Below are 26,694 nucleotides of genomic sequence, written 5' to 3' on the forward strand. Positions count from 1 at the left end.
TAACTTAAAAACAAACTGGAGGAAATCTAAATGTCTAAAATTACAGCTGCAATGGTTAAAGAATTACGCGACTTAACTGGTGTTGGTATGATGGATGCTAAACGTGCATTAGTTGAAGTTGAGGGAGAATTAGAAAAAGCTATTGACTTATTAAGAGAAAAAGGAATGGCTAAAGCTGGTAAGAAAAATGATCGTATTGCTGCAGAAGGATTAGCAAACGTTGCTGTTTCTGGAAACACAGCTGCAATCGTAGAAATTAACTCTGAAACAGATTTCGTTGCTAAAAATGAATTATTCCAAAACCTAGTTAAAGAAGTTGCAGAATTAATCGCTGCTAACAAACCAGCTAGCATGGAAGAAGCTTTAGCAATTAAAACTGAAAAAGGAACAATCGAAACAGATTTAATCGAAGCTCAAACAGTTATCGGTGAAAAAATTAGCTTCCGCCGTTTTGAAATTGTCGAAAAAGATGACAATGGTGCATTTGGTGGATACTTACATATGGGTGGTAAAATCGCAGTTCTTGTTACTTTAGAAGGAACTACTGACGAAGATGCGGCTAAAGACGTTGCTATGCACGTTGCAGCTATCAACCCTCGTTATGTAACAAAAGACCAAGTATCAGCTGAAGAGTTAGAACATGAGAAAAAAGTTTTAACTGAACAAGCATTAAATGAAGGTAAACCAGCTAACATTGTTGAAAAAATGGTTATTGGTCGTATGAACAAATTCTTAGCAGAAGTATGTTTAGTAGATCAACCATTCGTTAAAGATCCAGACATGACTGTTGAAAAATTTGTAGCTTCAAAAGGTGGAACTGTTAAAGGATTCATCCGTTTTGAAGTTGGCGAAGGAATCGAAAAACGTGAAGAAGATTTCGCTGCTGAAGTTGCAAGCCAAATGAAATAACAGTAATTGATTGGGAACGCATCTATTATTAATAATGATATATGCGCTCCCTTTTTTTAGACAAAAACGTATTAATAATTCGTTTTAGTTATGATAAAATTGAGGTATGGATATTAAACGGAGGGAATTATTATGACAGAACCAAAATACCGCAGAATATTACTTAAGGTGAGTGGAGAAGCTCTTGCAGGAGAAAAAGGCTTCGGAATTAACCCGCCAGTAGTAAACGAACTAATTAAAGAAATTAAAGAAGTTCATAGCTTAGGCGTAGAAGTCGCTATTGTTGTTGGCGGTGGTAATATTTGGCGTGGAAACATTGGCGCTGAAATGGGCATGGAAAGAGCTCAAGCTGATTATATGGGAATGCTTGCGACAGTAATGAACGGACTTGCATTGCAAGATACGTTAGAAAATCAAGGTGTTCCAACAAGAGTTCAGACATCAATTGAAATGAGACAAATTGCAGAGCCTTATATTAGACGTCGCGCTGTTCGTCACTTAGAAAAAGGACGTGTTGTTATCTTTGCTGGTGGAACAGGTAATCCTTATTTCACGACTGATACAACAGCAGCTTTAAGAGCAGTTGAAATTGAAGCAGATGTTATTTTAATGGCTAAAAATAACGTAGATGGAGTTTACTCAGCAGATCCAAAATTAGATGCATCAGCAACTAAATTTGAAGAGTTGACACATTTAGATGTTATCTCAAAAGGTTTATCAGTTATGGACTCAACAGCAAGTAGCTTAAGCATGGATAATGATATTCCATTAGTTGTGTTTAATATCAACGAACCAGGAAATATAAAACGAGTTTGTTTAGGAGAACAAATCGGAACAACAGTGAGGGGGAAATAACATGCATAAAGAAGTATTGAATGATGCAAAACAAAAAATGACAAAATCTGAAGAGAGTTTACAACGTGAACTTGGTCAAATCAGAGCAGGACGTGCTAATGCTAGTCTTTTAGATAGAATTACTGTGGATTATTATGGTGCTCAAACACCATTGAATCAAATTGCAGGAATTTCAATTCCAGAAGCACGTATTTTAATGATCACACCATTTGATAAAACAGCTTTAGAAAATATTGAAAAAGCGTTGATGGCAAGTGATATCGGAATTAGCCCAACGAATGATGGATCAGTAATTCGTTTGGTTATTCCTCAATTAACAGAAGAACGTCGTAAAGAATTAGCTAAAGAAGTAAGCAAATATGGTGAAAATGCTAAAGTGGCTATTAGAAACATTCGTCGTGACGCTTTAGATGAATTGAAAAAACTTGAAAAATCAAAAGACATCACAGAAGATGAGTTACATACTCTAGAAAAAGATGTACAAAACATTACAGATGGTAGCACAAAAAATATTGATAATATTGTTGCTCAAAAAGAAGAGGAACTTTTAGAAGTTTAGATAATCAAAGTCGTGGAATGTTATCGTAATCCTTATTAGTGTCAACTAATAAGAGATTAGCTTAATTTTCCACGATTTTTATTATTTAGAGTTATGTTTTTATTAAATTGTGTCATAATTTTCTTTTTATGTGGGCTTTTTAATAAGGTTTTGCTACAATAGAAAAGGTAGTTTAAGTAACTCAAGTCTTTTTAGGGGGCTTTTATATGTTAAAAATATTTAAGAAGAATAGTAAACCAGAAACAAACATAGCTGATTCATTTGATCCAGAAAAACCAATTCCTAGTCATATAGCAATTATTATGGATGGAAATGGACGTTGGGCTCAAAAAAGAATGTTGCCACGTATAGCTGGTCATAAAGAAGGCATGAATAATGTTAAGACGATTACAAAACATGCTAGTCAATTAGGTGTTAAAGTGTTAACTCTTTATGCTTTTTCAACTGAAAATTGGAAAAGACCGACAGACGAAGTGAACTTTTTAATGAAGCTGCCTGTAGACTTTTTTGATGTCTTTGTTCCTGAGTTGATTAAAGAAAATGTGAAAGTGAATGTTATGGGATACAAAGAGTATTTACCAGCTCATACACAAGAGGCTGTTGAAAATGCCATTGAACAAACAAAAGATAATACTGGTATGATTTTAAATTTTGCTTTGAATTATGGTAGTCGTGCAGAAATGTTAACAGCAGTTAATGAAATTGTTGATTTAGCTAAGGAAGGGAAAATAACAGAAGAAGTTGATGAAGAACAATTTTCTAGTTATTTAATGACTGCTAGCTTAGGAAAAGAATTACAAGATCCAGATCTTTTAATCAGAACAAGTGGAGAAGAAAGAATTAGTAATTTTCTATTATGGCAAATAGCTTATAGTGAGCTATTCTTTACTGATATGTTTTGGCCTGATTTTACAACTTATCATTTAGAAGAAGCAATCGGCTCTTATCAGTTAAGAAGTCGACGTTTTGGTGGATTAAAAGAAACAACAGAAGGAGATGCTTAAAAATGAAACAACGCATTATTACAGCAGTTGTCGCATTGATATTTTTTATACCCTTAATTATTTTAGGCGGTATGCCACTGCACGCATTAGCAGCAGTTTTGGCAGCTATTGGTGTTTATGAACTATTTAATATGAAAGGATTAGAAATTAAGAGTTTCGAAGGAATCCTAACAATCATAGCAGTAGTTTTATTAGTTTTACCAATCGCAACATGGTTTAAATTTTTACCTTCCAACATTGATGATGTTACCTTATATTATTCCATTGTTATGATTATGTTAGTAGTACCCGTGTTTTCGAAAAATACATATACATTTGATGATGTTGCTTTTCCAGTGTTAGTTAGTTTATATGTTGGTATTGGCTTTCAAAATTTTGTTTCAGCGAGAGAAGCTGGTTTTAAAGTGCTGATGTTTGCATTGTTAGTTGTTTGGTCAACAGATATAGGTGCTTATTTTTGTGGAATGAAGTTTGGCAAAAACAAATTAGCTCCACACGTATCACCGAATAAAACAATAGAAGGAGCTATAGGTGGAGTACTTTCTGCAGTTGTCGTGGCAGGTATTTATATGGTATTCTGGCCTTTACCTTATAATATAGGAGTTATGCTTATTCTGACGGCTATTTTTTCTATTGCGGGGCAAATGGGAGATTTGGTTCAGTCTGCTTATAAACGTCATTACGGCGTTAAAGACTCAGGAAAAATATTACCAGGGCATGGCGGGATTTTAGATCGTTTTGATAGTTTGTTATTTGTATTTCCGTTAATGCACTTAGTAGGTTTGTTTTAATCTGGTTTGGTAAGGAAAGGAATTTCATATGATAGGAACAATCGTAACATTTATATTTGTATTTGGTTTAATTGTTTTAGTTCATGAATTTGGTCATTTTTATTTTGCAAAACGCGGTGGCATTTTGGTTAGAGAATTTGCTATTGGAATGGGTCCGAAGCTGTTTCATCACCGAAAAGATGGGACGACTTATACGATTCGAATGCTTCCAATTGGAGGTTATGTACGAATGGCTGGAGATGGGGATGATGATATTGAATTAGCCCCAGGTATGCCATTATCTTTAGTGCTTGATGATAACGAAAATGTTGTTAAAATTAATCCTAATAAAAAGGTTCAACTACCAAATAGTATTCCAGTAGAACTTATTTCTTATGATTTAGAAGATGAATTGTTTATTTTAGGTTATGAAAATGGTGACGAATCGCAAGAAAAACGATTTGCTGTTTCTCATGATGCAACAATTATTGAAGAGGATGGAATTGAGACACAAATAGCACCAAGAGATGTACAATTTCAGTCTGCTTCTTTAGGACGTCGAATGATGACGAACTTTGCTGGACCTATGAATAATTTTATTTTGTCTTTCATACTATTTACTATATTTGCTTTTATGGTAGGTGGAATCTATGAACCAGATAAATCAAATCTTGTTGGTGGGGTTATGGAGGACAGTGTTGCAGCTAAGGCAGGTATTAAACCAGGGGACAGAATTTTGGAAGTTAATGGAAAGAAAACAGAGACTTTCCAAGCATTGTCCGAAGAAATCGGCCCAAATGCAGGAAAAGAAGTAAAATTAGTTGTTAAAAGCGAAAAAGGAAAAGAAAAAAAACTAACAGTCAAACCATATAAAAGTGATGAAACCAAACAAGGAATGATTGGTATCGCTCCAGATAGTGAATTCAAAGAGCTAAGCTTTGTTGGAAAATTTAAGTATGGTATGATGAAAACATTCAGTGATTCGTTACTAATATTTAAAGCATTAGGAAATTTAGTAACAGATTTTAGTTTAAACAAATTAGGTGGACCTGTAATGATCTTTAAAGCATCAGAAGCTGTTTCAAATAGTGGACTTGCTTCAATTATTTCATTTACAGCTATGTTATCTGTTAACTTAGGAATCATGAACTTAGTTCCAATTCCTGGACTTGATGGTGGAAAGTTAGCCCTAAACCTATTTGAAGGTGTTCGTGGTAAACCACTAAGCCAAGAAAAAGAAGTAATGATTACAATGGTAGGAATTGGTATCTTACTATTATTAATGGTTGCTGTTACATGGAATGATATTCAAAGATTCTTTATTCAATAAAAAAAGTTTTTAAAAAGGAGTTTTTTAAATGAAACAATCGAAATTTTTTATGCCAACTTTACGTGAGGTACCAAGTGATGCAGAAGTAATCAGTCATAAAATGTTGTTAAGAGGTGGATATATTCGTCAGGTATCAAGTGGTTACTATAGCTACTTACCACTAGCTTATCGTGTTTTAAAAAAATTAGAAGCGATTATGCGTGAGGAATTTGAAGCAATTGATGCCAATGAAATGCTGTTACCAGCTGTTATTCCAGCGGATTTTTGGAAAGAATCAGGTCGTTATTCAACTTACGGCGATGCTCTAATGAAATTACAAGATTCAAATGGAAAAGATTTTATTCTAGGTCCAACTCATGAGGAAACATTTACTGATTTAATTAGAAATGAGATTAGTTCATATAAAAAATTACCAATGTACTTGTATCAAATTCAACCTAAATATAGAGATGAAAAACGTCCTCGTTTTGGTCTTTTAAGAGGTAGAGAATTTATTATGAAAGATGCTTATTCTTTCCATTCAACTAAGGAAAGTTTGGATGATGGTTTTAGAGATTTTGAACGTGCGTATACGAATATATTTGAACGTTGTGGATTAGACTTTAGAATTATTATCGGTGATGGCGGAGCTATGGGAAGTAATGATTCAAAAGAATTCATGGCTGTGTCAGAAATTGGAGAAGACACAATCGTTTATTCAGATAGCAGTGACTATTCTGCTAACTTAGAGATGGCAACTAGCTTATATACAGCTAAAAAATCTCATGAACCTTTGTTAGAAGTTGAAAAAATTGAAACACCAAACATTGGAACTATCCAAGAGTTATGTGATTTCTTAGATATCGATGCTACTAAGACAATTAAATCATTATTCTATATTGCTGATGATGAACCTGTTATGGTACTAGTTCGTGGTGACCATGAATTAAATGATATTAAATTGAAGAACTTCCTAAATGTTGATTTCTTAGAACCAGCAACTGAAGAAGATTCAGTTAAATATTTAGGAGCTAACTTTGGCTCATTAGGACCAATTGGCCTTTCAGAAAAAGTAAGACTATTGGCTGATAGACATGTTGAAGATGTTACTAATAGTGGTGTAGGTGCAAACGAGACTGGTTACCATTATATTAACGTAACACCTGGTCGTGATTTTGAACCGGAAACTTACCAAGACTTTATTTTAGTAAAAGAAGGAGAACCATCACCAGATGGACAAGGAGCTCTAAAATTTGCTAAAGGAATTGAGTTAGGTCATATCTTTAAACTAGGAACATTCTATAGTGAAAAAATGGATGCTAATGTTTTAGATGAAAACGGACGTGAAATTCCAGTTCAAATGGGAAGTTACGGAATTGGTGTAAGTCGATTATTAGCAGCTATCGCTGAACAAAACGCTGATGAAGATGGCATCAATTGGCCAAAAGGCATTGCGCCATTTGATGTTCATATTATTCCAATCAATCCAAAAGATGAAACACAATGGAATTTAGCGATTGATATTGAAAAAGAAATGGAAAGTCGCGGTTTAGATTGTTTATTAGATGATCGAAAAGAACGTCCTGGTGTTAAATTTAAAGATGCTGACTTAGTAGGCGCACCATTTAGAATTACAGTTGGTAAAAAAGCAGAAGAAGGTATTGTTGAAGTTAAAATCAAACGTACAGATGAAATGCTTGAAATTAGACGTGAAGAGTTATTTGAAACGTTAAATATTTTGAATAAATAATGACAAGGGATTCTTAGCACGAAGTTTTGTGCTAAGGCCCTTTTTAATGTAAAATGGTGTAGAAAGTGAGGAGTAAGGTATGCCAATAAATCCAACAGAATTGTTTCAACAATTATTAAAACAAATTGAGATGACACCTGATGAATCAACGTCAGACGTCTTGAGTACAGGTGAAATTAAAGAAGTAACTGTACATAAAAAAAGTAGAATTTGGGAATTTCATTTTCTATTTTCAACCATCTTACCCTTTTCTTTATATCAAGATTTTTCAAATAGGCTAACGCTTGCTTTTCAAGATATTGCAAAAGTTAAATTAAATATTTCATCAGTAGATAGTACTTATGATGAGAAATTAGTTCAAGATTATTGGTTAGAAGTTTTAAAGGATGAAAACTGTGTGTCGCCAGTTGTAGCACAACGGTTGACTAAACAAGTTCCTTTTATTGAAGATAACCGAGTAACATTATTAGTTGAAAATGAAGGAATGATTGATTACATTAATCAGCAATATGCTTCTTTTATTGTCTCAAGTTATCAAAAATTTGGTTTTTCTAAGTTCCAATTTCAGCCAAAAATGGATGAGAAAAAAGCAGAGGAAATCAAGCAAGCTTTTGATATGAGACAACAAGAGCAGACAGAGCAACTAATGAAACAAGCAGCTCAAGCAATTGAAAAAAATGAACAACAACAAAAAGTTAAAAAAGATGTGGCTCCTTTATCAGGGCCAATTCAATTAGGCAGATCTATTCCAGCCGATGAAGTTATTACACCTATGGGACATATTTTTGAAGAAGAAAGACGCGTCACTTTAGAAGGTTATGTATTTTCTAAAGAAGTTCGTGATTTACGTTCCGGAAGAAAGATATTAATTATCAAAATGACAGATTATACGTCATCTTTTTCAGTTAAAAAGTTTTCGAATAATGAAAAAGATGTAGCAGTCTTTGAAGCAATCAAGGAAGGCTCTTGGGTAAAGGTAAGAGGTAGTATTCAGGAAGATACTTTCATGAGAGATTTAGTGATGAATTGTCAAGATTTAGTGGAGGTTAAACATGCTCCTCGTAAGGATAAATCAGAAGATGGCCAAAAGAGAGTTGAGCTACATACTCATACCAATATGAGTATGATGGATGCGGTCGCTAGTGCAGATGCACTTGTTGCTCAAGCTGGTCAGTGGGGAATGCCTGCCATTGCTATTACGGATCATGCCGGAGCACAGGCTTTTCCAGACGCGTATCATGCAGGGCAAAAAAATGGTGTGAAAGTCATATTTGGTCTTGAAGCTAATGTGGTTGATGATGGTGTTCCGATTGCTTACAACCCTAAACATGTTTCTTTATCAGATGCTCATTACATTGTTTTTGACGTTGAGACAACAGGACTCTCAGCTGTTTATGATACAATCATTGAATTAGCCGCAGTAAAAATGCATAAAGGAAACGTTGTCGAAACCTTTGAAGAGTTTATTGATCCAGGTCATCCGCTGTCACAAACAACCATTAATTTAACAGGTATTACTGATGAAATGGTAAGAGGCTCTAAGTCAGAAAAAGAAGTATTGAATTTATTTAGAGAATTCTGCGGAGATGATATTTTAGTAGCCCATAATGCCAGTTTTGATATGGGATTCTTAAATACGAGTTATGAAAAATATGATATGCCAGAAGCTCCTAATCCAGTTATTGATACATTAGAGCTATCTCGTTTGCTACATCCAGAAATGAAATCCCACCGATTAAATACGTTGTCCAAAAAATATAACATTAATTTAGAACAACATCACCGTGCGGTATACGATTCCGAAGCAACTGGGCATTTATGTTGGATTTTTGTCAAAAAAGCAAAAGAAGATTTTGGTGTCGAATATCACGATGAATTTAACCAGCATATCGGTGAAGGAGATGCTTATAAACGAGCACGTCCATTCCATGTAACTATTTTAGCTCAAACGCAAGAAGGGTTAAAAAATCTTTTTAAATTAATTTCGATGGCCAATGTTAACTATTATTACCGAGTTCCAAGGATCCCTCGTTCTAAGTTGTCTGAGTATCGAGAAGGATTATTAATTGGGTCAGCTTGTAGTAAAGGTGAAATATTTGAAGCGATGATGCAAAAAGGGGTAGATGAAGCTAAAAAAAGAGCAAAATTTTATGATTACATTGAAATTATGCCTAAACCAGTTTATGCACCTCTTATTGAAGCAGAATTAGTAAAAAATAATGAAGATATGGAAGATATTATTCAAAATTTAGTTAAAATCGGAAATGATTTGGATAAACCAGTTGTTGCAACAGGTAATGTTCACTACATTAATGAGGAAGATAGTATTTATCGTAAGATTTTAGTTAATTCTATGGGAGGAGCTAATCCCTTAAATCGCTATTCTTTACCAGAAGTTCAATTTAGAACAACTAATGAAATGTTAGATGAATTTTCATTTTTAGGTAAAGATGTGGCACAAAAAGTGGTTGTTGAAAATACGCAACTTATTGCTGATATGATTGAAGAAGTTGTTCCAGTTAAACAAGATTTATTCACACCTAAAATTGATGGTTCTGAAGATGAAATTACTAACTTAAGTTACACAGAAGCTCATAGGTTATATGGTGAAGAATTACCAGATATCGTTGTGAAGCGAATTGAAAAAGAATTAAAGAGTATCAACGGGAATGGTTTCTCGGTTATTTACTTAATTTCTCAAAAACTAGTGCATAAAAGTCTTCAAGATGGTTATTTAGTAGGGTCTCGTGGATCTGTTGGTTCAAGCTTTGTTGCGACGATGACAGGAATTACTGAGGTAAATCCTTTGCCTCCACATTATCGTTGTCCTAAATGTAAATATTCTGAGTTTTTTGAGGATGGTTCATATGGTTCTGGGTTTGACTTACCAGAAAAAGAATGTCCAACTTGTGGAGAGCGATTGTTTAAAGATGGGCACGATATTCCTTTTGAGACTTTCCTTGGTTTCCACGGAGATAAAGTACCCGATATCGATTTAAACTTCTCAGGTGTTTACCAATCTACAGCACATAACTATACTAAAGTTCTTTTTGGTGAGGATTATGTCTATAAAGCGGGAACGATTGGTACTGTTGCAGATAAGACAGCTTACGGGTTTGTAAAAGGATATGAACGCGATAATAATTATAACTTTAGAGCAGCTGAGATTGATCGACTAGCCAAAGGGTCAACAGGAGTTAAACGAACAACAGGTCAGCATCCGGGCGGGATTATTGTTATTCCTGATTATATGGATGTTTATGATTTTACACCAATCCAGTACCCAGCAGATGATCAAAATGCAGAGTGGCGTACAACTCACTTTGACTTCCATTCAATTCATGATAATGTCTTGAAACTTGATATTCTTGGACACGATGATCCTACCGTTATTAGGATGTTACAAGATTTATCGGGAATCGATCCAAAGACTATCCCGACAGATGATCCAGAAGTGATGAAAATTTTTGCAGGACCACAAGTCTTAGGTGTTGAACCAGATCAAATCTTCTCTAAAACTGGGACTCTTGGCATTCCAGAATTTGGAACGAAATTTGTACGAGGCATGTTGGAACAAACTCATCCGACTACATTTTCTGAGTTACTTCAAATTTCAGGTTTATCTCATGGGACTGATGTTTGGTTAGGAAATGCAGATGAATTAATCAAACGTGGTGAGGCAACACTTGCTAAAGTTATTGGTTGTCGTGATGATATTATGGTTTATTTAATGCATGCAGGACTTGAAGATGGGATTGCCTTTAAGATTATGGAAAGTGTGCGTAAGGGTAAAGGAATTCCAGATGATTGGCAAAAAGAGATGAGAGATAATAATGTACCTGAATGGTATATTGATTCTTGTTTGAAAATTAAATACATGTTCCCTAAAGCCCATGCCGCAGCTTATGTATTAATGGCACTTCGGGTAGCCTATTTTAAAGTTCATTTCCCAATTCTTTATTATGCAGCGTATTTCAGTGTTCGAGCAGATGACTTTGATATTGTGGCAATGTCACAAGGAAAAGAAGCGACGAAAGCTCGAATGAAGGAAATTATGGATAAGGGAATGGAAGCCTCAACAAAAGAAAAAAATCTTTTGACTGTTTTAGAACTTGCTAATGAGATGTTAGAGCGAGGATTTAAATTTAGCATGATTGATTTGTATAAGTCGGATGCTGAGAACTTTATTATTGAAGGTGATACATTAATTGCACCGTTTCGATCTGTTCCAAGTTTGGGAACAAACGTGGCTAAACAAATTGTAATTGCTCGTGAGGAAAGTAAATTTCTATCTAAAGAAGACTTACAAAATCGTGGTAAAGTTTCGAAAACATTGATTGAATATATGACAGAAAATGGTGTTTTAAAAGACTTACCTGATGAAAACCAATTGTCACTATTTGATATGCTTTAAAAAAGAATGATAGGCTAACCTCCAAGTCAGCCTATCATTCTTTTATTTTTTTATATCAACAAATATCAAATGAGGATAGTTGTTAATTCTAGCTGGAAATGAACTATTAGCAAGTCCTCTACTGACAAATAGATGATTACCATCCATTTCATAGTGACCATCTGTATGTTCAGGTAAAAATCCTTGATCAGGTGCATAGAGTCCTCCAACTACGGGCAGGATAACTTGTCCTCCGTGAGCATGTCCACTAAAAACAGAAATTTTGGTATTAGGAAAGTTTTCCATATAAGTTTCCATTTTTTCAGGATGATGAGCTAATATTAGTGTTTCTAAAGATTGATTCATTTTTGTCATCTTTTCTTTTGAAATAGAAACGTGTTTATTACTTAAGCCAACAATATTGATCTTTTGTTGGTTGACAGTCGTTTCTAAAAAATCATTTTTTAAAAGAATAGCATCACTTTGTTTGACGATCTCTAACCATTTATCATATTCAGGATTTGTTTCTTCATGATTTCCTGTCACAATGTAAGTGGGAGCGATTTTTGTTAATTTACTTAAGAAAAAACGTAAATCAGATTCATCTAATTTTTCAGTTCGATCAATCGTATCTCCTGTGAAAAAAAGAATATCTGGTTTTTCATTTGAAATAGACGTTAATAATTTTTTCATGGGAACTCGTAACCTTGGAAATTGAGTATCGGAAATATGTCCGACACGAATGAAATCATTCGCATTATTTATTTTGGAGCTTTTAATAGTAAAATAGTCTTTGTCTAATTGTCTGTTTTCTCGGTAGCCTTCTAAAACAAAGGCACTACCTAATAGTAAAGTCATGATTGATACTGATTTTATTACTTTCATTCATTACACCTCTCAATGGCAATAAGCATATCAAATAAAAGTTAAGGAAAATTAAAAAATAACATTCTTAATGAAACCTTAAATAACAATAGTCGTGTATTTGTTTTTTTTAGAAAAACATGATAGAATAGTCCTGTAAGATAAGTGTGGAGGAGTGAGCGTCTAGGCGCTCACTCTTTTTGATGAAATTCTTAAAAACTTTAAAGGAGGCGAATATTAATTGGCAAACGTTGTTGATATCGTTACAGACTTAGTAAATCCAATTCTTGATGAATTAACATTTGAATTAGTTGATATTGAGTATGTAAAAGAAGGGAAAAATTGGTTTTTACGTGTATTTATTGATAAAGAAGGTGGCATTGATATAAATGAGTGTGCCCTTGTCAGTGAAAAATTAGGTGAAAAACTTGATACAGTTGAACCAGACCCGATTCCACAAGCGTATTTTTTAGAAGTCTCTTCTCCTGGAGCAGAGCGCCCTTTAAAGAAAGAAGCAGATTACGAACAAGCCATCGGTGAATATATTAATATTTCTTTTTATCAGGCTGTTAATGGTGAGAAACAATACCAAGGTTTCTTAGAAAAACTTGATAAAGAAACATTAACATTACGTGTAAAAATAAAAACACAAGAAAAAACAATGGAATTTGAACGTAAAAATATAGCCAAAGCAAGATTGGCCATTCAATTTTAATAACGGAGGTTAAGAAAGAATCATGAACAAGGAAATGTTAGGCGCATTAGACGCTCTTGAACGAGAAAAAGGCATTTCTAAAGCAATCGTAATCGAAGCTTTAGAAGCAGCAATGATTTCAGCATATAAACGTCACTACGGACAAGCTCAAAACGTTGAAGTAGAATTCAATGAAAAAAAAGGTGATGTGCATATTTTTTCAGTTAAAGAAGTAACTGAGGAAGTAATGGACTCACAATTAGAAGTTAGTTTGAAAGAAGCTCAAAAAGTTAATCAAGCTTACGAAATTGGCGATATGATTCGTTTTGAAGTAACACCAAAAGATTTTGGTAGAATTGCAGCTCAAACAGCTAAACAAGTTATTTTACAACGTGTTAGAGAAGCTGAGCGCTCAATTATTTATAACGAATTTAGTGCCTATGAAAATGAAATCATGCAAGGAATCGTAGAAAGACAAGATAACCGCTATATTTACGTTAATTTAGGTAAAATTGAAGCGGTATTATCAAAACATGACCAAATCCCTAATGAAGTATATCAACCACACGATCGTATCAAAGTATACATTCATAAAGTTGAAAACACATCAAAAGGTCCTCAAGTTTATGTAAGTCGTAGCCATCCAGATTTATTAAAACGTTTGTTTGAACAAGAAATTCCAGAAGTTTATGATGGAGAAGTAGAAATTGTTAGTATCGCTCGTGAAGCAGGAGATAGAGCTAAAGTAGCGGTACGTTCAGAAAACAAAGATATTGATCCAGTTGGAACATGTGTTGGACCTAAAGGACAACGTGTTCAAGCCATTGTTAATGAATTAAAAGGGGAAAATATGGATATTGTTGAATGGGATGAAGACCCAGCTGTCTTTATTTCAAACGCATTAAATCCAGCACAAGTTGTTGATGTTATCTTTGATGAAACACAAAGAGCTTGTACGGTAGTTGTACCTGATTTCCAACTATCATTAGCGATTGGTAAACGTGGACAAAATGCTCGTTTAGCAGCAAAATTAACAGGTTTCAAAATCGATATTAAACCTGAATCAGAAATGGAAGCTTTAGAAACTGAAGAAGACGTAGCTGATTTAGAGACTGAAGGAAATGATATTCTTGAAGAAGTTATCGAAGAAGCTGTTATAACTGAAGAAGTAGAAGAAACAAAAGAGTAAGATTGGGAGGCGAAAATAGATGAAAACAAGAAAAATTCCAATGAGAAAATGTGTTGTATCCAATGAGATGAAACCTAAAAAGGAAATGATAAGAATTGTTCGTTCTAAAGAAGGGGAAGTTTCAATCGATCCAACAGGTAAGCTAGCTGGAAGAGGTGCCTATCTCTCTATTGAGCCTGAAGTGGTTCAGTTGAGTTGGGACAATAAAACCTTAGATCGGATTTTAAATACTAGCTTAACTGATGACTTTTACCAAGAGTTATTGGATTATGTAACTCACCAAAAAGCGAGAAGAGAGTTATTTTCTAATGACAAATAAAGATAAATTTTTAAATTTACTGGGTCTAGCGACCAAAGCAGGTAAATTAGTATCAGGTGATGAAACGACTGTTAATGCTGTTAGAAAAAATAGTGTTAGTCTTGTTATTGTCGCAACTGATGCTAGTGAAGCAACGATAAAAAAAATGAAAGATAAATGTAACTATTATGAAACACCCATTCTTGTTTCATGTACCAAAGCAGAGTTAAGCCATGCAATTGGTAAGAGCCGAGCGATTATTGGTGTGTCTGATAATGGTTTTTCTAGGAAGATGCGTGAACTAATGACAGTAGAATAGGATGGTGATTTGATGAGTAAGAAACGTGTATATGAACTTGCAAAAGAACTTGATATTTCAAGTAAAAATATCGTCGAGAAAGCTCATTCAATGGGAATGGATGTAAAAAATCATATGAGTAGTTTAACAGACTCAGATATTTCTAAACTTAAACAATCTATTTCGAATAAACAAAAAGAAGTAAAAGAAAAAATCTCTCCAAAACCAGAAGCAAAAAAACAGGAGAAGACTCATTCTACAAAAGTAGAAAATAAACCAAATAGTAAGGAAAATCGTGTGAATAAACAAGGACAACAAAATCGCCCAAATAATAACTCAGGTAATAAGCCGAATAATAATTCGACTAACAAACCAAGCAATAAACCGCAACAAAAAACAAGTAACAACCAATCACAACAACATTCAAATCAAAAGAATGACCAAAATAAAACTCAAAATCAAGGCCAAGGAAACAACAACAACTTTAACAAAGGTGGTAACAGAGGTCGTAATCAAGGTGGTTACCAAAACCCTAATAACCGTTTCAACAAGAAAAATAGAAAAGGTAAAAAAGGGAAATATCAACCATCAACTAAGCCTGCTGTACCAGCACGTAAGTTTAAAGAATTACCAGAAGTGTTAGTATACACTGAAGGAATGAACGTGGCTGACATTGCTAAAAAAATCTATCGTGAACCAGCTGAAATTATCAAAAAATTATTCATGTTAGGTGTAATGGTTAACCAAAATCAACCATTAGACAAAGATACAATTGAAATTCTTGCAACAGATTATGGTATTACACCAGAAGAAAAAGTTCAAGAAGATGTGGCTGATATTGATAAATTCTTCGAAGGTGATGCTGTAAATGAAGATAATTTAGTAACAAGACCGCCAGTTGTTACAATCATGGGACACGTTGACCATGGTAAAACAACACTTTTAGATACTTTAAGAAATACAAAAGTATCATTAGGTGAAGCCGGTGGAATTACGCAACATATTGGTGCTTACCAAATTCAAGCTGATGGCAAACCAATCACTTTCTTGGATACACCAGGACATGCGGCGTTTACAAGTATGCGTGCTCGTGGAGCTAGTATTACAGATATCACTATTTTAGTGGTTGCTGCTGATGATGGTGTTATGCCTCAAACAGTTGAAGCAATTAACCATGCCAAAGCGGCTGAAGTACCAATTATCGTAGCTGTTAACAAAATTGATAAACCAACTGCAAATCCTGATCGCGTAATGCAAGAATTAAGTGAACATGGACTAATTCCAGAAGCTTGGGGTGGCGATACTATTTTCGTTCCAATCTCAGCTAAATTTGGTGACAATATTGATGAATTATTAGAAATGGTCTTACTTGTTTCTGAAGTAGAAGATTTAAAAGCTGACCCAACGCAACGCGCGATTGGTACGGTTATTGAAGCTCGTTTAGATAAGAGCAAAGGACCTATTGTAACATTATTAGTACAACAAGGAACTCTACATGTAGGAGATCCAATCGTTGTTGGTAATACACACGGTCGTGTACGTGTTATGACAAATGATATTGGTCGTCGTGATAAAGAAGCAGGACCAGCATCTCCAGTAGAAATCACTGGTTTAAATGATGTCCCTCAAGCAGGGGATCGTTTTGTAACTTTTGAAGACGAAAAAACTGCTCGTTCAGCTGGTGAAGAAAGAGCTAAGCGTGCTTTATTAGAACAACGTCAAGTTAGCTCTCGTGTGACTTTAGATAACTTATTCGAAAGTCTTAAAGATGGCGAAATGAAAGAAGTTAACGTTATTATTAAAGCTGACGTTCAAGGTTCTGCAGAAGCATTAGCAGCTAGTTTGAACAAAATCGATGTAGAAGGTGTACGTGTTAAAATCGTCCATTCTGCAGTAGGTGCAATTAGTGAAAGTGATATTACTTTAGCTTCAGCAAGTAATGCGATTATTATTGGATTTAACGTTCGACCAACTACTCAAGCAAGAGTTCAAGCTGAACAAGAAGAAGTAGATATTCGTTTACATAGAATTATTTATAAAGTGATCGAAGAAATTGAAACAGCAATGAAAGGTATGTTAGATCCTGAATTTGTTGAAAAAATTACTGGTCAAATGACTGTTCGTGAAACAATCAATGTTTCTAAAGTTGGAACAATTGCTGGTTGTTATGTAACAGAAGGATTTATCCGTCGTGAAAGTGGCATTCGTTTAATCAGAGATGGTATTGTTATTCATGAAGGTACTTTAGCAAGCTTAAAACGTTTCAAAGATGATGCTAAAGAAGTTAAAATGGGATTTGAATGTGGTGCAACCATTGAAGGATATAACGATGTGAAAGTTGATGACGTTATTGAAGGCTTCGTTATGGAAGAATTAGAAAGAAAATAAACATCACAAAAGAGGAGTGTGTACGATGGCAAACTATCGTGACCGCCGAGTAGCTCAAGAAATACTAAGAGAAGTTAATGATATCTTACAAAAAAAAGTAAGAGATCCTCGTGTTGAAAACGTGACAATTACTGAGGTAAGAGTGACGGGAGATTTACAACAAGCAACTATTTATTATAGTTCTTTAGGAGATAAGGCTTCAGAAAAAGAAAAAGTGCAACAAGGCTTAGAAAAAGCAAGTGGTCTAATTCGTCGTGAATTAGGACATCGTTTGCAAATTTATAAAACCCCTGAGTTGTTATTTGAACTAGACAGCTCAGTCGCATATGGTAATCATATCGATGATTTGATCAGAGGGTTAAATAAAAACGACTATTAAATAAAAAGGCTAGAAATTGAGTAAATCCAATTTCTAGCCTTTTTTTATTAGAATTTCTAATTCTTGAATATTTTGTTCAGTTGGAAAATCATTCATTAAAAGTGAGTCTACTTGTTGATTAACCTCTACTGAATTGGTAATGACCAAATCGAAAGAATCAAGGTCATAAAGAGGCATATCTCTTTTTGCAATGCTGTTAATATCATTAAAGTAATGTGGTGCAATATTCATTTTTGTTTGGATAATGCTACTTAAGAATTCAGCATGCTTTTGCGAGTTATTACTTATAACTAAAGTTTTTTTCTGAAATTGTGTTTGAATCAGTTCTGGTTGACTAGTAATTAGGAGATAAATAATGAAATCCAAATGCTTATTAAAATCGACATTTATTTCCTTGGATAATTCTTCAGTAAACCGCAGAATTTTGTCATAAGTTGCTCTATTTTGTATAGAAGTTTGATGAGCAAAATAAGTAAAACGATTCGTAAATAAATAATAAGGAATATTGATATATTTTTCATTAATGTACAAATCGCTTAATGAAACGGCTAAATAATTTTCTTCTAAGTTGTCTATATCTAAGTAAAATTCTGAGAGGAATTCATTTATTTTAAAAGAAATTGTTTCAGTTATTTTCTCATCGTAATGACTATTTAGAGAGCTTCTAAAAGACAAAATGGCTTTTTCAACTTCTATTAAATTTTTTAAAGTTAAGTGGTTAAAATGTTGAGAGATAAATTCTTTTTCTTCTTCATCAAAGCTTGTTGTTTGGCCAATAAAATAATTTTTTCTATGATGGTGAAATCCTTGTTCTTCCCGTTTTAATGAAACAAAATAATAAGAAGCATAGACTGGTAATTGAATGTCTGCTAGAGGTTCATTATGATCAAGATAGATTTTCTTCACTCGATGATGAAAGAAATCTAGCTCTTCTTTAGGAATAAATCGTTTCAGATTGTAGCCAGATAATTCAAATAGAAAAATCGAAAAAAAGCGTCTGAGTTTTAATTCATCTTTAGCAACAACTTGATAAGATGAATGATCAGATTTAATATCAATAGAGTATTGATTAAGATACTGATTGATATGTGGCAAATAGCGATAAAGAGTGGATCTGCTGACATGCAACTTATCAGCGTAAACATTTAAATGTTCGTTTGGATAATAAAATAAAGCTTTAATAAATTTGATTGAAACAGAAGATAATAGAATTTCAGATTGGATGTCAATTAGGTTACTAACTGACAAATTAGTTGCTTTCATCCCTTGAGTAAAGGAAGATGTCAAACTGATAGTAGATTCCCAATTATCTTTGATCAATTTCAGGTCATCATTAATTGTTTTTTCTGAAACATTAAGTTCACTAGCAATCTGTTTCACTGTTAACCAATCTTGATTTTGCAAAAATAATTGTAGGATTTTAATGATTCTTTTGGAAGAAATATCAATAATCGATATCACCCATTTCACGCTTCTTTCTATGTGAATATATTATGATTGTCAATCAAGTGACAATAATTCGTTAATTTGCTACATTTAAAATAACATATTTAACTTTTTTTAGACAGTGAAAGAGATTGAGACCTTAAAAATCGATACGACTCAATCATTGTGTTAAAATAAAAGCAAAAGTTAGGAGGATTCAAATGATAAACAAAATTGGTGTAGTAGGAACTGGAGACATTGCAGGTCAGTTTGTCTCTCAAATTAATCAAGACAAATATCAAATTGTTTCTGTTTTTAATCATAGAGAGTCATCACTTAAAACGTTTACTGAAACTCATAAAATCCCTCATAAGACAACTAATTATGAAGAGTTTTTAGCAAATGATAAAATCGACTGTGTCTACATAGCAACTCCTAACCAAACTCATTATGAGTTTGCTTTAAAAGCACTTCAGGCCGGAAAACATGTTCTATGTGAGAAAGTTATGGTGATGAAGGGTGAAGAAGCAAAGAAATTATTTGCTGTTGCTAAAGAAAAGAACTTAGTGCTATTAGAGGCAGTAACTTTATTTTATATGCCGATGTACTCGACAGTTCAACAATTATTAAAAAATAACAAGCTAGGTAAATTGAGCAATGCGAATATAACATTTGGTAGTTGTAAAGAATATGATCCTAATAATCGTTTCTTTTCTCTTGAGAAAGGTGGCGGAGCTCTTTTTGACATTGGAACATATGCTTTATCAGCGGCTGTATACCTTCTTAATACTAGCTTAGAATTGATTGCTACAGATGTTTCTTTGAGTGAATCTGGCGTTGATGAAAAGTCGATGACGCTATTAAAAAATGCAGATGATGTTCAAGCGAGTGTTATGATTTCTTTTAGAGGAAAAATGCCAAAACAAATTATTTTAACTGGAGATAAAGGCTATCTTTTGATTGATGATTTTCCAAGAGCTGAAAAGGGGCAAATTTTTTACAATGATGGACAAGTTGAAATCATTGATCAAGGAACAGGACATGATGTGTTCACTTACGAGATGGACCGAGTTAATCAATATGCTAAGGGTGAAATTGATACAGAAGATTTAAGAGAGGTCACTGAGCGAGTTATTTGCTTAATGGATGAGATGCGAGAGTCTTGGGATTACTTACAAGATTAATAGAAAAAAAGGCTTGTGATTACAATGATCACAAGCCTTTTTTAGCAAAAGAATCTATTCTTTTTAATAATAAGTCAATTTTTCTTCTAGGCGTTTTTGTAAAAAATTAATGACTAAACAAATTCCCCAGTAAATAAAAGCAACTAATACATACATCGTCATATAATCAAATTCTCGACCACCAACTATTTTAGCTTTTTGAAAAATATCTGGTACAGTAATCATTGCGGCTAAAGAAGAACCTTTTACAATATCCATAGCAACGTTACTTAATGAAGGGATGGCAATTCGAAAAGCTTGGGGTAAAACAATATCTTTCATGGTTGCCCAGTAAGATAAACCTAGAGCTTTTGACGCCTCCCACTGACCGAAGTCGATTCCTAAAATAGCTCCGCGATAAATTTCTGCTAAAAAAGCACTGCTGGTTAGTGAGAAACAAATGATAGCAGCATGTACAGGATCTAGTTGAATAGGAAGTCCAAAATACAAAATAAAAAGTAAAACAAGAGCCGGTGTTCCTCTTAAAAAAGATAAATAAAATTGAATGACATATTTAATAATCGGAATGTCAAGTAAACCAATAGACGTGAGTAGAATCCCTAGGACATTGCCAATAATGAATGAAGCAATGCTAATCACTAATGTAAAAGGAAGTCCTTTTAAAACAAAAGGAAAGGATTCAATGATTAATGAAATATCAATTGTTGGAAAGTACATAAACTTACTCTTCTACAGAAACAGACTCGACTGTCGGAATATCAACTTTTTTTGATACATCTTCGCCAAAGAAATCTTCAGATATTTTTTTCATTGTGCCGTCTTTTTTCATTTCTTTAATTGTTTTATCTATCTCTTCTTTTAACTCTTGATTTTTTTTGTTGAATAGTAAGCCACTTTCTGATGGATTAAAGTAAACATCTTTTAAAATCATAACAGGAATATCGGGTAGAGCGTTTACTGACATTTTTTGTAAGTAATAGTCATTTAGAATCACATCAGTTCTTCCATTAGCGACATCAGTTAAATATTGATCGTTGGTGGCATTATCATAACTGATTAACTCAGCTCCGTACTTTTCTGCTATTTTCATATAACTTGTCGTCGCTTCACCAGCTGCCTTTTTATCTTTCAAATCTTCCAATTTTTTAATTCCTGATTGGTCTGATTTTCTGACAATCATACTACCAAATGAATATTTAATAGGTTCAGATATTAGAAACTTATCTTTTCGACTATCACTTAAAGAAAAATCATTTGCTGCAAAATCAACAGAATTATTTTGGATAGAAGCAAGCATTCCATCAACGTTTAGTTCTTTAAAAGTCACTTTTTTATCCATTCGATTGGCAATCTCTTTAACAACTTCAATATCATAGCCAGTTAACTTATTGTCATCATTATAATAAGATGATGGAAATAGTGTACCAGATGTAGCTACAACCCATTCCTTTTTATCATCTACTGACTGCTCATTCTTTGATGTACATCCCATTAAAGCAATCAATCCAACTGCTAGTAAAGTCCCTAAAAATCCTTTTTTCTTCATCTCTATTTCTTTCCTTTCGAAACAATAATTTTTAATCCGCTTCGATTATAGTCAAATTTAGGTTGTTTAGAAACTTTTTGATAACAAGTAAATGAGTGAGCAAGGTAAAAGCTTGATTTTGCTCTTTGTTTAATTGAAAATACAGACAAAATTGTTTTTTAAGAGTTTTATTGTAGTTCTATGAATGACTGAAAATATGTTATAATATCAAAGTATATTTAAAGATTGGAGCATGAATATGGAAGGAATTATTCCTGTTTGGAAACCGCGTGGTATGACAAGTCATGACTGCGTATTTAAATTAAGAAAAATTTTGAAAATGAAAAAAGTAGGACATAGTGGTACATTAGATCCTGATGTAGATGGTGTTTTACCTATTTGTATTGGTAAAGGAACTAAAGTAATAGAATACATCCAGGATTCAAATAAAATCTATATGGGAGAAATAACACTAGGCTTCTCAACTGAAACAGAAGACGCTAGTGGAGAAATTGTAGAAAGAACACCTATTACTTCAGAGATTGAAACAGAAATGGTTGATGAGGCGATGAGGCAATTGGTTGGAGAAATCACTCAAATACCACCAATGTATTCTGCTGTAAAAGTTAATGGTAAGAGATTGTATGAATATGCTAGAAATGATGAAGAAGTTGAGCGACCACAAAGAAAAGCTATGATTTATTCATATGAGAGAACAACTTTACCAGAATATGATAAAGAAAATCAATTGATGAAGTGGGAGTTCACAGTGGACTGTGGTAAAGGAACTTATGTTAGAACTTTAGCAGTTGATACAGGCAAAAATTTAAATGTTGCATCACATATGTCAAATCTAACACGAATTAAAAGTGGTGGATTTACAAAAGAAGAGTGCTTCACTCTTGAGGAAATAGCTTTGTTAATGGATTTAGAAAGAGAGTCAGAATTTTTATATCCAGTTGAAAGAGGCGTTAAGGATTTTCCAAAAGTTGAATTAACAAAGGAAATGTACCAAGTCATTCGAAACGGTTCAGTCGTTCCAACGTCTTTTTTTGAAAATATTGTGGTTACTGAGCCAATTGCTTTGTTTTATCAGGAAAAAGTTGTTAGTATTTATGGGGAGCATCCTTATAAAGAGGGTATGTTAAAACCAATTAAAGTCTTACGAAATGATTAAAGGGGAAAGCACATGGAAGTCATAAGAATACATCATCCATATAAAAAGTCACAGATACCAAAAGAAGAGGTGGTATTAGTACTAGGCTTTTTTGATGGTGTGCATTTAGGTCATCAAAAAGTAATTGAAGCAGGAAAAAAAGAAGCAATTGAAAAAGGAAAAAAATTAGCAGTCATGACGTTTAATCATCATCCTTCAGTTGTTTTTAAAAAGATAGATCATAAAAAAATGAAATACATTACTACAGTAGATCAAAAAATAAAACGCATGGAAGAAAACGGTGTAGATATTCTTTATGTTGTTGAATTTACTTCAGCTTTTGCTGGTTTAGAACCACAAGATTTTGTGGACCAGTATATTGTTGGCTTAAATGCGGTCACTGCAGTTGCAGGATTTGATTATACATACGGTAAAGCAGATATTGCGAGTATGGATTTACTTCCAACTTATAGTAAAGACCGTTTTAGTATTATTGAAGTACCTAAACAAAAACAAGGTGACGAAAAAATTAGCTCAACTAACATCAGAAAAATGATGGCAGAAGGTAATATGGAAGGTGCTAATGAATTTTTAGGTTACACGTATGAGTTATCCGGAATGGTAGTTCATGGGGATAAGCGTGGTAGAACTCTTGGTTTTCCAACTGCAAACATTAAAATATCTAATCAATCTTTATTACCAGTTGGTGGTGTTTACGCTGTTAAAATTAAAGTAGCCAATCAATGGTACATGGGAATGTCTCAAATCGGTTATAATATAACATTTGAAAAAAATCGTCCAATGACAATCGAAGTGAATATTTTAGATTTTGATGAAGACATCTATGGCGAACATGTTTCAGTTCAGTGGTGTCATTACTTACGAAAAGAAATGAAATTTGATGGTGTAGAAGGCTTAATTGCCCAATTGAAAAAAGATGAAGAAGATACAAGAGAGTATTTTACTTATAAAGGAGTCTTATAATGACTTCAGCTTACATTCACATCCCTTTTTGTGAACACATCTGTTTTTATTGTGACTTCAATAAAGTATTTATTGAAGGGCAACCAGTAGATGACTATATAGAATCTTTAATAAAAGAAATTAGATTGACCAAGGCTAAATTTCCATCAGATAACACGGAAACCATTTATATTGGAGGAGGCACACCAACTTCTCTTTCTGCGAATCAATTGGATGTATTATTAAAAGGGGTTCGTGAGGAGTTACCTTTTAAAGATGGTGATGAATTTACAGTAGAAGCTAATCCTGGAGATTTGACTTTAGAAAAATTAAATGTGTTACAGAATTACGGTGTAAACCGAGTATCAATGGGCGTTCAATCTTTTAATGATAGACTTTTAAAAAAAATTGGGCGAAAACATTCTGCAAAAGATGTTTACGACACTATGAAAATTTTTGAAGCAGCTAATTTTGATAATATTAGTATTGATCTAATTTTCGCTTTGCCTAACCAAACAATTGAGGATTTTGAAGATACGCTAAATCAAGCTTTGTCTTTAGATTTACCGCATTATTCCATGTATTCTTTAATACTTGAGAATAAAACCATGTTTTATAATTGGGCAAGACAAGGGAGACTGCATTTGCCTGGCATTGATGTGGAAGGTGATATGTTTGAGCTGGCTATTGATAAGATGACAAAAGCAGGAAGACATCAATATGAAGTCAGTAATTTTGCTAAACCAGGAAAAGAAAGTCAACATAATTTAATTTACTGGAACAATGAACATTATTATGGACTTGGTGCTGGTGCTAGTGGCTATTTAGGAAATATACGCTATAAAAATCATGGGCCTATTCAACACTATTTAAAACCTCTTGAAAACGATGAATTGCCAACTATTACGATTGAAGAATTATCTATAGAAAATCAGATGGAAGAAGAAATGTTTTTAGGTTTAAGAAAAACAGAAGGCGTTTCAATCAAAAAGTTTGAACAAAAATTTAACCGTTCTTTAGACGCAGTTTATGGAAAAATAATACAACAATTAATAGAAGAAAAACTGATTAAAAAAGAAAATGGTTATGTTTCTTTAACAAGTAAAGGATTAATTCTTGGTAATGAAGTATTCAAAGAATTTTTAATCAATTAAAAAGCGACTGGATTTTTTTCCAGTCGCTTTTGTTTTTTTATTTATAAGAATACACCAATTGCAAGAAGAACAATTGAGACGATAATTGTCGCTACCATCAGTTTCCAAACGAATTTTAACCACTTATCAAAGGTTACATCAACCATTTCAAGAGAAGCTAAAACTAAACCAGTTGGAGCAACGTAAGAGATGATTCCTTGTCCCCAGTTATAAGCATCAATTACTAAAGCACGATCTACATTCACAACATCTGCTAGAGGTGCCATGATAGGCATAGAAAGAACCGCTAAACCAGATGAAGAAGGAATAAAGAATCCTAATAAAATATAGATGAAGTACATCATCGTTGTGAAGACAGGGCCATGCATACCTGACACACTGTTACTTAACCAATACATTAATGTATCACTGATCATTCCGTTTTCCATGATGATTGTTACACCACGAGCTAAACCGATGATTAAAGCAACACCTAGTAAATCACTTGCTCCTGTAACAAACTCACTAACAAATTCTTTTTCTTTTAAGCCAGAAAGTGCAGCAATGATAAAAGTGATTAATAAGAATAAAGAAGAAATTTCAACAAATAACCAACCTAATTCTTTTACACCGTATACCATTACACCAAAGCCAGCAGCAAAGATAATAAGCATTAATTTTTTACGTAAATCAAAAACAGGGATTTCTTCATCACTGTTAGATTTTAAGTATTTTTCTTCAAGTTCATCTTTTTGATCATATACTAATGATTCAGCTGGATTTTTTCTAACTCTCTCAGCATAACGAACTGTATACCAAATACTCATGATAGTACCAATGATTAACATAGCAAGTCTCAAACCAATACCGTCCGTAAAGTTGATACCTGCTGTATTACTAGCAATTACAATTGAAAAAGGATTAATTGTAGAAGCCAAGGTACCTATAGAACTACCAAGATAAATCGTGGCTATGGCAACTAACGCATCATAACCAGCTGCCATGAAAATTGGAATTAGTATTGGATAGAAAGCAATTGTTTCTTCAGCAAATCCAAAAGTTGTTCCTCCAATGGCGATTAGGGTCAAGGTTAAGATAATTAGCCATTTCTCCTTTCCTTGAAGCTTCCTGGATAGGGAATTCATACCAGCGTTAAAGGCTCCAGTTTTATTGATAACACCAATAATTCCTCCAAGAATTAAAACGAAGGTAATGATATCAATGGATTGAGCTAAACCTTGAACGGGAGCGCTCAAGAATTCTTTTAGCGCACTAAAAAGTGTTCTTTTTTCACGCTGTAACTCTTCATAAGAACCAGGGATAGCAACGGGTTTGTAAACATCACCGTTTGTAAACTTTTCAAGGTTTGTGTTTACTTTGTATTTGTCCAATGTTTTTTGTGTAGCAGGTTCTTTAGATGATTCTCCATCGGGCTGAGTAATAACAAACTCTTGATTCTCTGCTTCATAACCTAATGTGGCGTACTTACCGGCGGGAATAAAATAAGTTAATACAAGTACCAAAAAAAGAACAATCAAAATAACCGTGTACGCACTGGGAAAGCTAAACTTTTTTTTCATCGTTTTCCATCTCCTTTGTTTGATATCTTCTATTATATCGGATTCTAAGAAACAACTGGTGGAAAGAAA

Annotated in this window: 23 protein-coding genes; 18 read left to right on the plus strand and 5 right to left on the minus strand. The window is 33.6% G+C overall.

What is annotated here, in order from left to right; all coding sequences use genetic code 11:
- Positions 1–30: 30 nt before the first annotated feature.
- The 8 genes from tsf (at position 31) to H9L18_RS06955 (ending at position 11,570) form a co-directional block, all read left to right on the plus strand.
- The gene (gene tsf / locus H9L18_RS06920) at positions 31–909 is read left to right on the plus strand and encodes a translation elongation factor Ts (RefSeq protein WP_126791533.1); all 879 of its coding nucleotides are present in this window, start codon (positions 31–33) and stop codon (positions 907–909) included.
- Between the two features lie 132 nt (positions 910–1,041).
- Positions 1,042–1,764: a UMP kinase gene (gene pyrH / locus H9L18_RS06925; RefSeq protein ID WP_126791530.1), complete on the plus strand. Its 723-nt coding sequence runs from the start codon at positions 1,042–1,044 to the stop codon at positions 1,762–1,764.
- A 1-nt stretch (position 1,765) separates the two neighbouring features.
- Complete coding sequence (frr, locus tag H9L18_RS06930) at positions 1,766–2,323, plus strand: ribosome recycling factor (RefSeq protein ID WP_126791528.1); 558 nt, start codon at positions 1,766–1,768, stop codon at positions 2,321–2,323.
- Positions 2,324–2,529: 206 nt separating this feature from the next.
- Positions 2,530–3,327, plus strand: coding sequence for an undecaprenyl pyrophosphate synthase (uppS, locus tag H9L18_RS06935; RefSeq protein WP_126791526.1), 798 nt, complete (start codon positions 2,530–2,532; stop codon positions 3,325–3,327).
- A gap of 2 nt (positions 3,328–3,329) precedes the next feature.
- The gene (locus tag H9L18_RS06940; protein ID WP_126791524.1) at positions 3,330–4,118 is read left to right on the plus strand and encodes a phosphatidate cytidylyltransferase; all 789 of its coding nucleotides are present in this window, start codon (positions 3,330–3,332) and stop codon (positions 4,116–4,118) included.
- A gap of 31 nt (positions 4,119–4,149) precedes the next feature.
- Positions 4,150–5,427 carry an RIP metalloprotease RseP gene (gene rseP, locus H9L18_RS06945; protein WP_126791949.1) on the plus strand — a complete coding sequence of 426 codons (1,278 nt, stop codon included), beginning with the start codon at positions 4,150–4,152 and terminating at the stop codon, positions 5,425–5,427.
- A 28-nt stretch (positions 5,428–5,455) separates the two neighbouring features.
- Positions 5,456–7,156: a proline--tRNA ligase gene (locus tag H9L18_RS06950; RefSeq protein ID WP_126791522.1), complete on the plus strand. Its 1,701-nt coding sequence runs from the start codon at positions 5,456–5,458 to the stop codon at positions 7,154–7,156.
- A gap of 79 nt (positions 7,157–7,235) precedes the next feature.
- Positions 7,236–11,570 (plus strand): PolC-type DNA polymerase III, encoded by a 4,335-nt coding sequence (locus tag H9L18_RS06955; RefSeq protein WP_126791520.1) that lies wholly within the window; start codon positions 7,236–7,238, stop codon positions 11,568–11,570.
- A gap of 42 nt (positions 11,571–11,612) precedes the next feature.
- On the opposite strand, the gene H9L18_RS06960 is transcribed toward H9L18_RS06955, so the two are convergent.
- Positions 11,613–12,434 (minus strand): metallophosphoesterase, encoded by an 822-nt coding sequence (locus H9L18_RS06960; protein ID WP_126791518.1) that lies wholly within the window; start codon positions 12,432–12,434, stop codon positions 11,613–11,615.
- A gap of 220 nt (positions 12,435–12,654) precedes the next feature.
- On the opposite strand from H9L18_RS06960, the gene rimP reads away from it, so the two are divergent.
- Genes rimP through rbfA form a run of 6 tightly spaced genes read left to right on the plus strand, consistent with a single transcriptional unit; the run spans position 12,655 to position 17,659 of the window.
- Positions 12,655–13,128: a ribosome maturation factor RimP gene (gene rimP, locus H9L18_RS06965; protein WP_126791516.1), complete on the plus strand. Its 474-nt coding sequence runs from the start codon at positions 12,655–12,657 to the stop codon at positions 13,126–13,128.
- A 22-nt stretch (positions 13,129–13,150) separates the two neighbouring features.
- A complete protein-coding gene (gene nusA / locus H9L18_RS06970) occupies positions 13,151–14,296 on the plus strand; it encodes a transcription termination factor NusA (protein ID WP_126791514.1) in 1,146 nt (381 codons plus the stop codon).
- A gap of 19 nt (positions 14,297–14,315) precedes the next feature.
- The gene (gene rnpM, locus H9L18_RS06975) at positions 14,316–14,615 is read left to right on the plus strand and encodes an RNase P modulator RnpM (protein ID WP_126791512.1); all 300 of its coding nucleotides are present in this window, start codon (positions 14,316–14,318) and stop codon (positions 14,613–14,615) included.
- Entirely contained in the window at positions 14,605–14,913 is a 309-nt protein-coding gene (locus H9L18_RS06980) for a YlxQ-related RNA-binding protein (RefSeq protein ID WP_126791510.1), read from the plus strand. Before rnpM ends, H9L18_RS06980 begins: the two co-directional genes overlap by 11 nt.
- Before the next feature lie 12 nt (positions 14,914–14,925).
- Positions 14,926–17,280, plus strand: a complete 2,355-nt coding sequence (gene infB / locus H9L18_RS06985) for a translation initiation factor IF-2 (RefSeq protein WP_126791507.1) — start codon at positions 14,926–14,928, stop codon at positions 17,278–17,280.
- A 25-nt stretch (positions 17,281–17,305) separates the two neighbouring features.
- Entirely contained in the window at positions 17,306–17,659 is a 354-nt protein-coding gene (gene rbfA / locus H9L18_RS06990) for a 30S ribosome-binding factor RbfA (RefSeq protein ID WP_126791504.1), read from the plus strand.
- Between the two features lie 33 nt (positions 17,660–17,692).
- On the opposite strand, the gene H9L18_RS06995 is transcribed toward rbfA, so the two are convergent.
- Positions 17,693–19,120 (minus strand): AcpB/EbpR/MafR family transcriptional regulator, encoded by a 1,428-nt coding sequence (locus H9L18_RS06995; RefSeq protein WP_126791502.1) that lies wholly within the window; start codon positions 19,118–19,120, stop codon positions 17,693–17,695.
- Positions 19,121–19,305: 185 nt separating this feature from the next.
- Here H9L18_RS06995 and H9L18_RS07000 point away from each other — a divergent pair, with 185 nt between their 5' ends.
- On the plus strand, positions 19,306–20,268 hold the full coding sequence (locus H9L18_RS07000) for a Gfo/Idh/MocA family protein (RefSeq protein WP_126791500.1): 963 nt from the start codon (positions 19,306–19,308) through the stop codon (positions 20,266–20,268).
- A gap of 63 nt (positions 20,269–20,331) precedes the next feature.
- Here H9L18_RS07000 and H9L18_RS07005 read toward each other — a convergent pair whose 3' ends face one another.
- Both H9L18_RS07005 and H9L18_RS07010 read right to left on the minus strand, forming a co-directional pair.
- Complete coding sequence (locus H9L18_RS07005; RefSeq protein WP_126791498.1) at positions 20,332–20,985, minus strand: amino acid ABC transporter permease; 654 nt, start codon at positions 20,983–20,985, stop codon at positions 20,332–20,334.
- 4 nt (positions 20,986–20,989) lie between these two features.
- A complete protein-coding gene (locus tag H9L18_RS07010; protein ID WP_126791496.1) occupies positions 20,990–21,814 on the minus strand; it encodes a transporter substrate-binding domain-containing protein in 825 nt (274 codons plus the stop codon).
- 238 nt (positions 21,815–22,052) lie between these two features.
- Between H9L18_RS07010 and truB the strand changes: the two genes are divergently transcribed.
- From truB to hemW, 3 genes are read left to right on the plus strand one after another with little or no spacing between them, the layout of a single operon-like run.
- Positions 22,053–22,970: a tRNA pseudouridine(55) synthase TruB gene (truB, locus tag H9L18_RS07015; protein ID WP_126791494.1), complete on the plus strand. Its 918-nt coding sequence runs from the start codon at positions 22,053–22,055 to the stop codon at positions 22,968–22,970.
- A gap of 12 nt (positions 22,971–22,982) precedes the next feature.
- A complete protein-coding gene (ribF, locus tag H9L18_RS07020; RefSeq protein ID WP_126791492.1) occupies positions 22,983–23,933 on the plus strand; it encodes a riboflavin biosynthesis protein RibF in 951 nt (316 codons plus the stop codon).
- Positions 23,933–25,066, plus strand: a complete 1,134-nt coding sequence (hemW, locus tag H9L18_RS07025) for a radical SAM family heme chaperone HemW (RefSeq protein ID WP_126791490.1) — start codon at positions 23,933–23,935, stop codon at positions 25,064–25,066. The genes ribF and hemW overlap by 1 nt, the downstream gene beginning before the upstream one ends.
- A 41-nt stretch (positions 25,067–25,107) precedes the next feature.
- On the opposite strand, the gene H9L18_RS07030 is transcribed toward hemW, so the two are convergent.
- The gene (locus tag H9L18_RS07030; protein ID WP_126791488.1) at positions 25,108–26,625 is read right to left on the minus strand and encodes a YfcC family protein; all 1,518 of its coding nucleotides are present in this window, start codon (positions 26,623–26,625) and stop codon (positions 25,108–25,110) included.
- Positions 26,626–26,694 lie beyond the last annotated feature (69 nt).

Origin of the sequence: Vagococcus carniphilus, from assembly GCF_014397115.1 — a bacterium.
In the GTDB taxonomy this organism is placed as follows: Bacteria; Bacillota; Bacilli; order Lactobacillales; family Vagococcaceae; genus Vagococcus; species Vagococcus carniphilus.

Bases quoted from the DNA above. Each gene is read 5' to 3' on its own strand.
- tsf (WP_126791533.1), top strand. From the start codon at position 31: ATGTCTAAAATTACAGCTGCAATGGTTAAAGAATTACGCGACTTAACT.
- pyrH (WP_126791530.1), top strand. From the start codon at position 1,042: ATGACAGAACCAAAATACCGCAGAATATTACTTAAGGTGAGTGGAGAA.
- frr (WP_126791528.1), top strand. From the start codon at position 1,766: ATGCATAAAGAAGTATTGAATGATGCAAAACAAAAAATGACAAAATCT.
- uppS (WP_126791526.1), top strand. From the start codon at position 2,530: ATGTTAAAAATATTTAAGAAGAATAGTAAACCAGAAACAAACATAGCT.
- H9L18_RS06940 (WP_126791524.1), top strand. From the start codon at position 3,330: ATGAAACAACGCATTATTACAGCAGTTGTCGCATTGATATTTTTTATA.
- H9L18_RS06950 (WP_126791522.1), top strand. From the start codon at position 5,456: ATGAAACAATCGAAATTTTTTATGCCAACTTTACGTGAGGTACCAAGT.
- H9L18_RS06955 (WP_126791520.1), top strand. From the start codon at position 7,236: ATGCCAATAAATCCAACAGAATTGTTTCAACAATTATTAAAACAAATT.
- H9L18_RS06960 (WP_126791518.1), bottom strand. From the start codon at position 12,434: ATGAAAGTAATAAAATCAGTATCAATCATGACTTTACTATTAGGTAGT.
- nusA (WP_126791514.1), top strand. From the start codon at position 13,151: ATGAACAAGGAAATGTTAGGCGCATTAGACGCTCTTGAACGAGAAAAA.
- rnpM (WP_126791512.1), top strand. From the start codon at position 14,316: ATGAAAACAAGAAAAATTCCAATGAGAAAATGTGTTGTATCCAATGAG.
- H9L18_RS06980 (WP_126791510.1), top strand. From the start codon at position 14,605: ATGACAAATAAAGATAAATTTTTAAATTTACTGGGTCTAGCGACCAAA.
- infB (WP_126791507.1), top strand. From the start codon at position 14,926: ATGAGTAAGAAACGTGTATATGAACTTGCAAAAGAACTTGATATTTCA.
- rbfA (WP_126791504.1), top strand. From the start codon at position 17,306: ATGGCAAACTATCGTGACCGCCGAGTAGCTCAAGAAATACTAAGAGAA.
- H9L18_RS07000 (WP_126791500.1), top strand. From the start codon at position 19,306: ATGATAAACAAAATTGGTGTAGTAGGAACTGGAGACATTGCAGGTCAG.
- H9L18_RS07005 (WP_126791498.1), bottom strand. From the start codon at position 20,985: ATGTACTTTCCAACAATTGATATTTCATTAATCATTGAATCCTTTCCT.
- H9L18_RS07010 (WP_126791496.1), bottom strand. From the start codon at position 21,814: ATGAAGAAAAAAGGATTTTTAGGGACTTTACTAGCAGTTGGATTGATT.
- truB (WP_126791494.1), top strand. From the start codon at position 22,053: ATGGAAGGAATTATTCCTGTTTGGAAACCGCGTGGTATGACAAGTCAT.
- ribF (WP_126791492.1), top strand. From the start codon at position 22,983: ATGGAAGTCATAAGAATACATCATCCATATAAAAAGTCACAGATACCA.
- hemW (WP_126791490.1), top strand. From the start codon at position 23,933: ATGACTTCAGCTTACATTCACATCCCTTTTTGTGAACACATCTGTTTT.
- H9L18_RS07030 (WP_126791488.1), bottom strand. From the start codon at position 26,625: ATGAAAAAAAAGTTTAGCTTTCCCAGTGCGTACACGGTTATTTTGATT.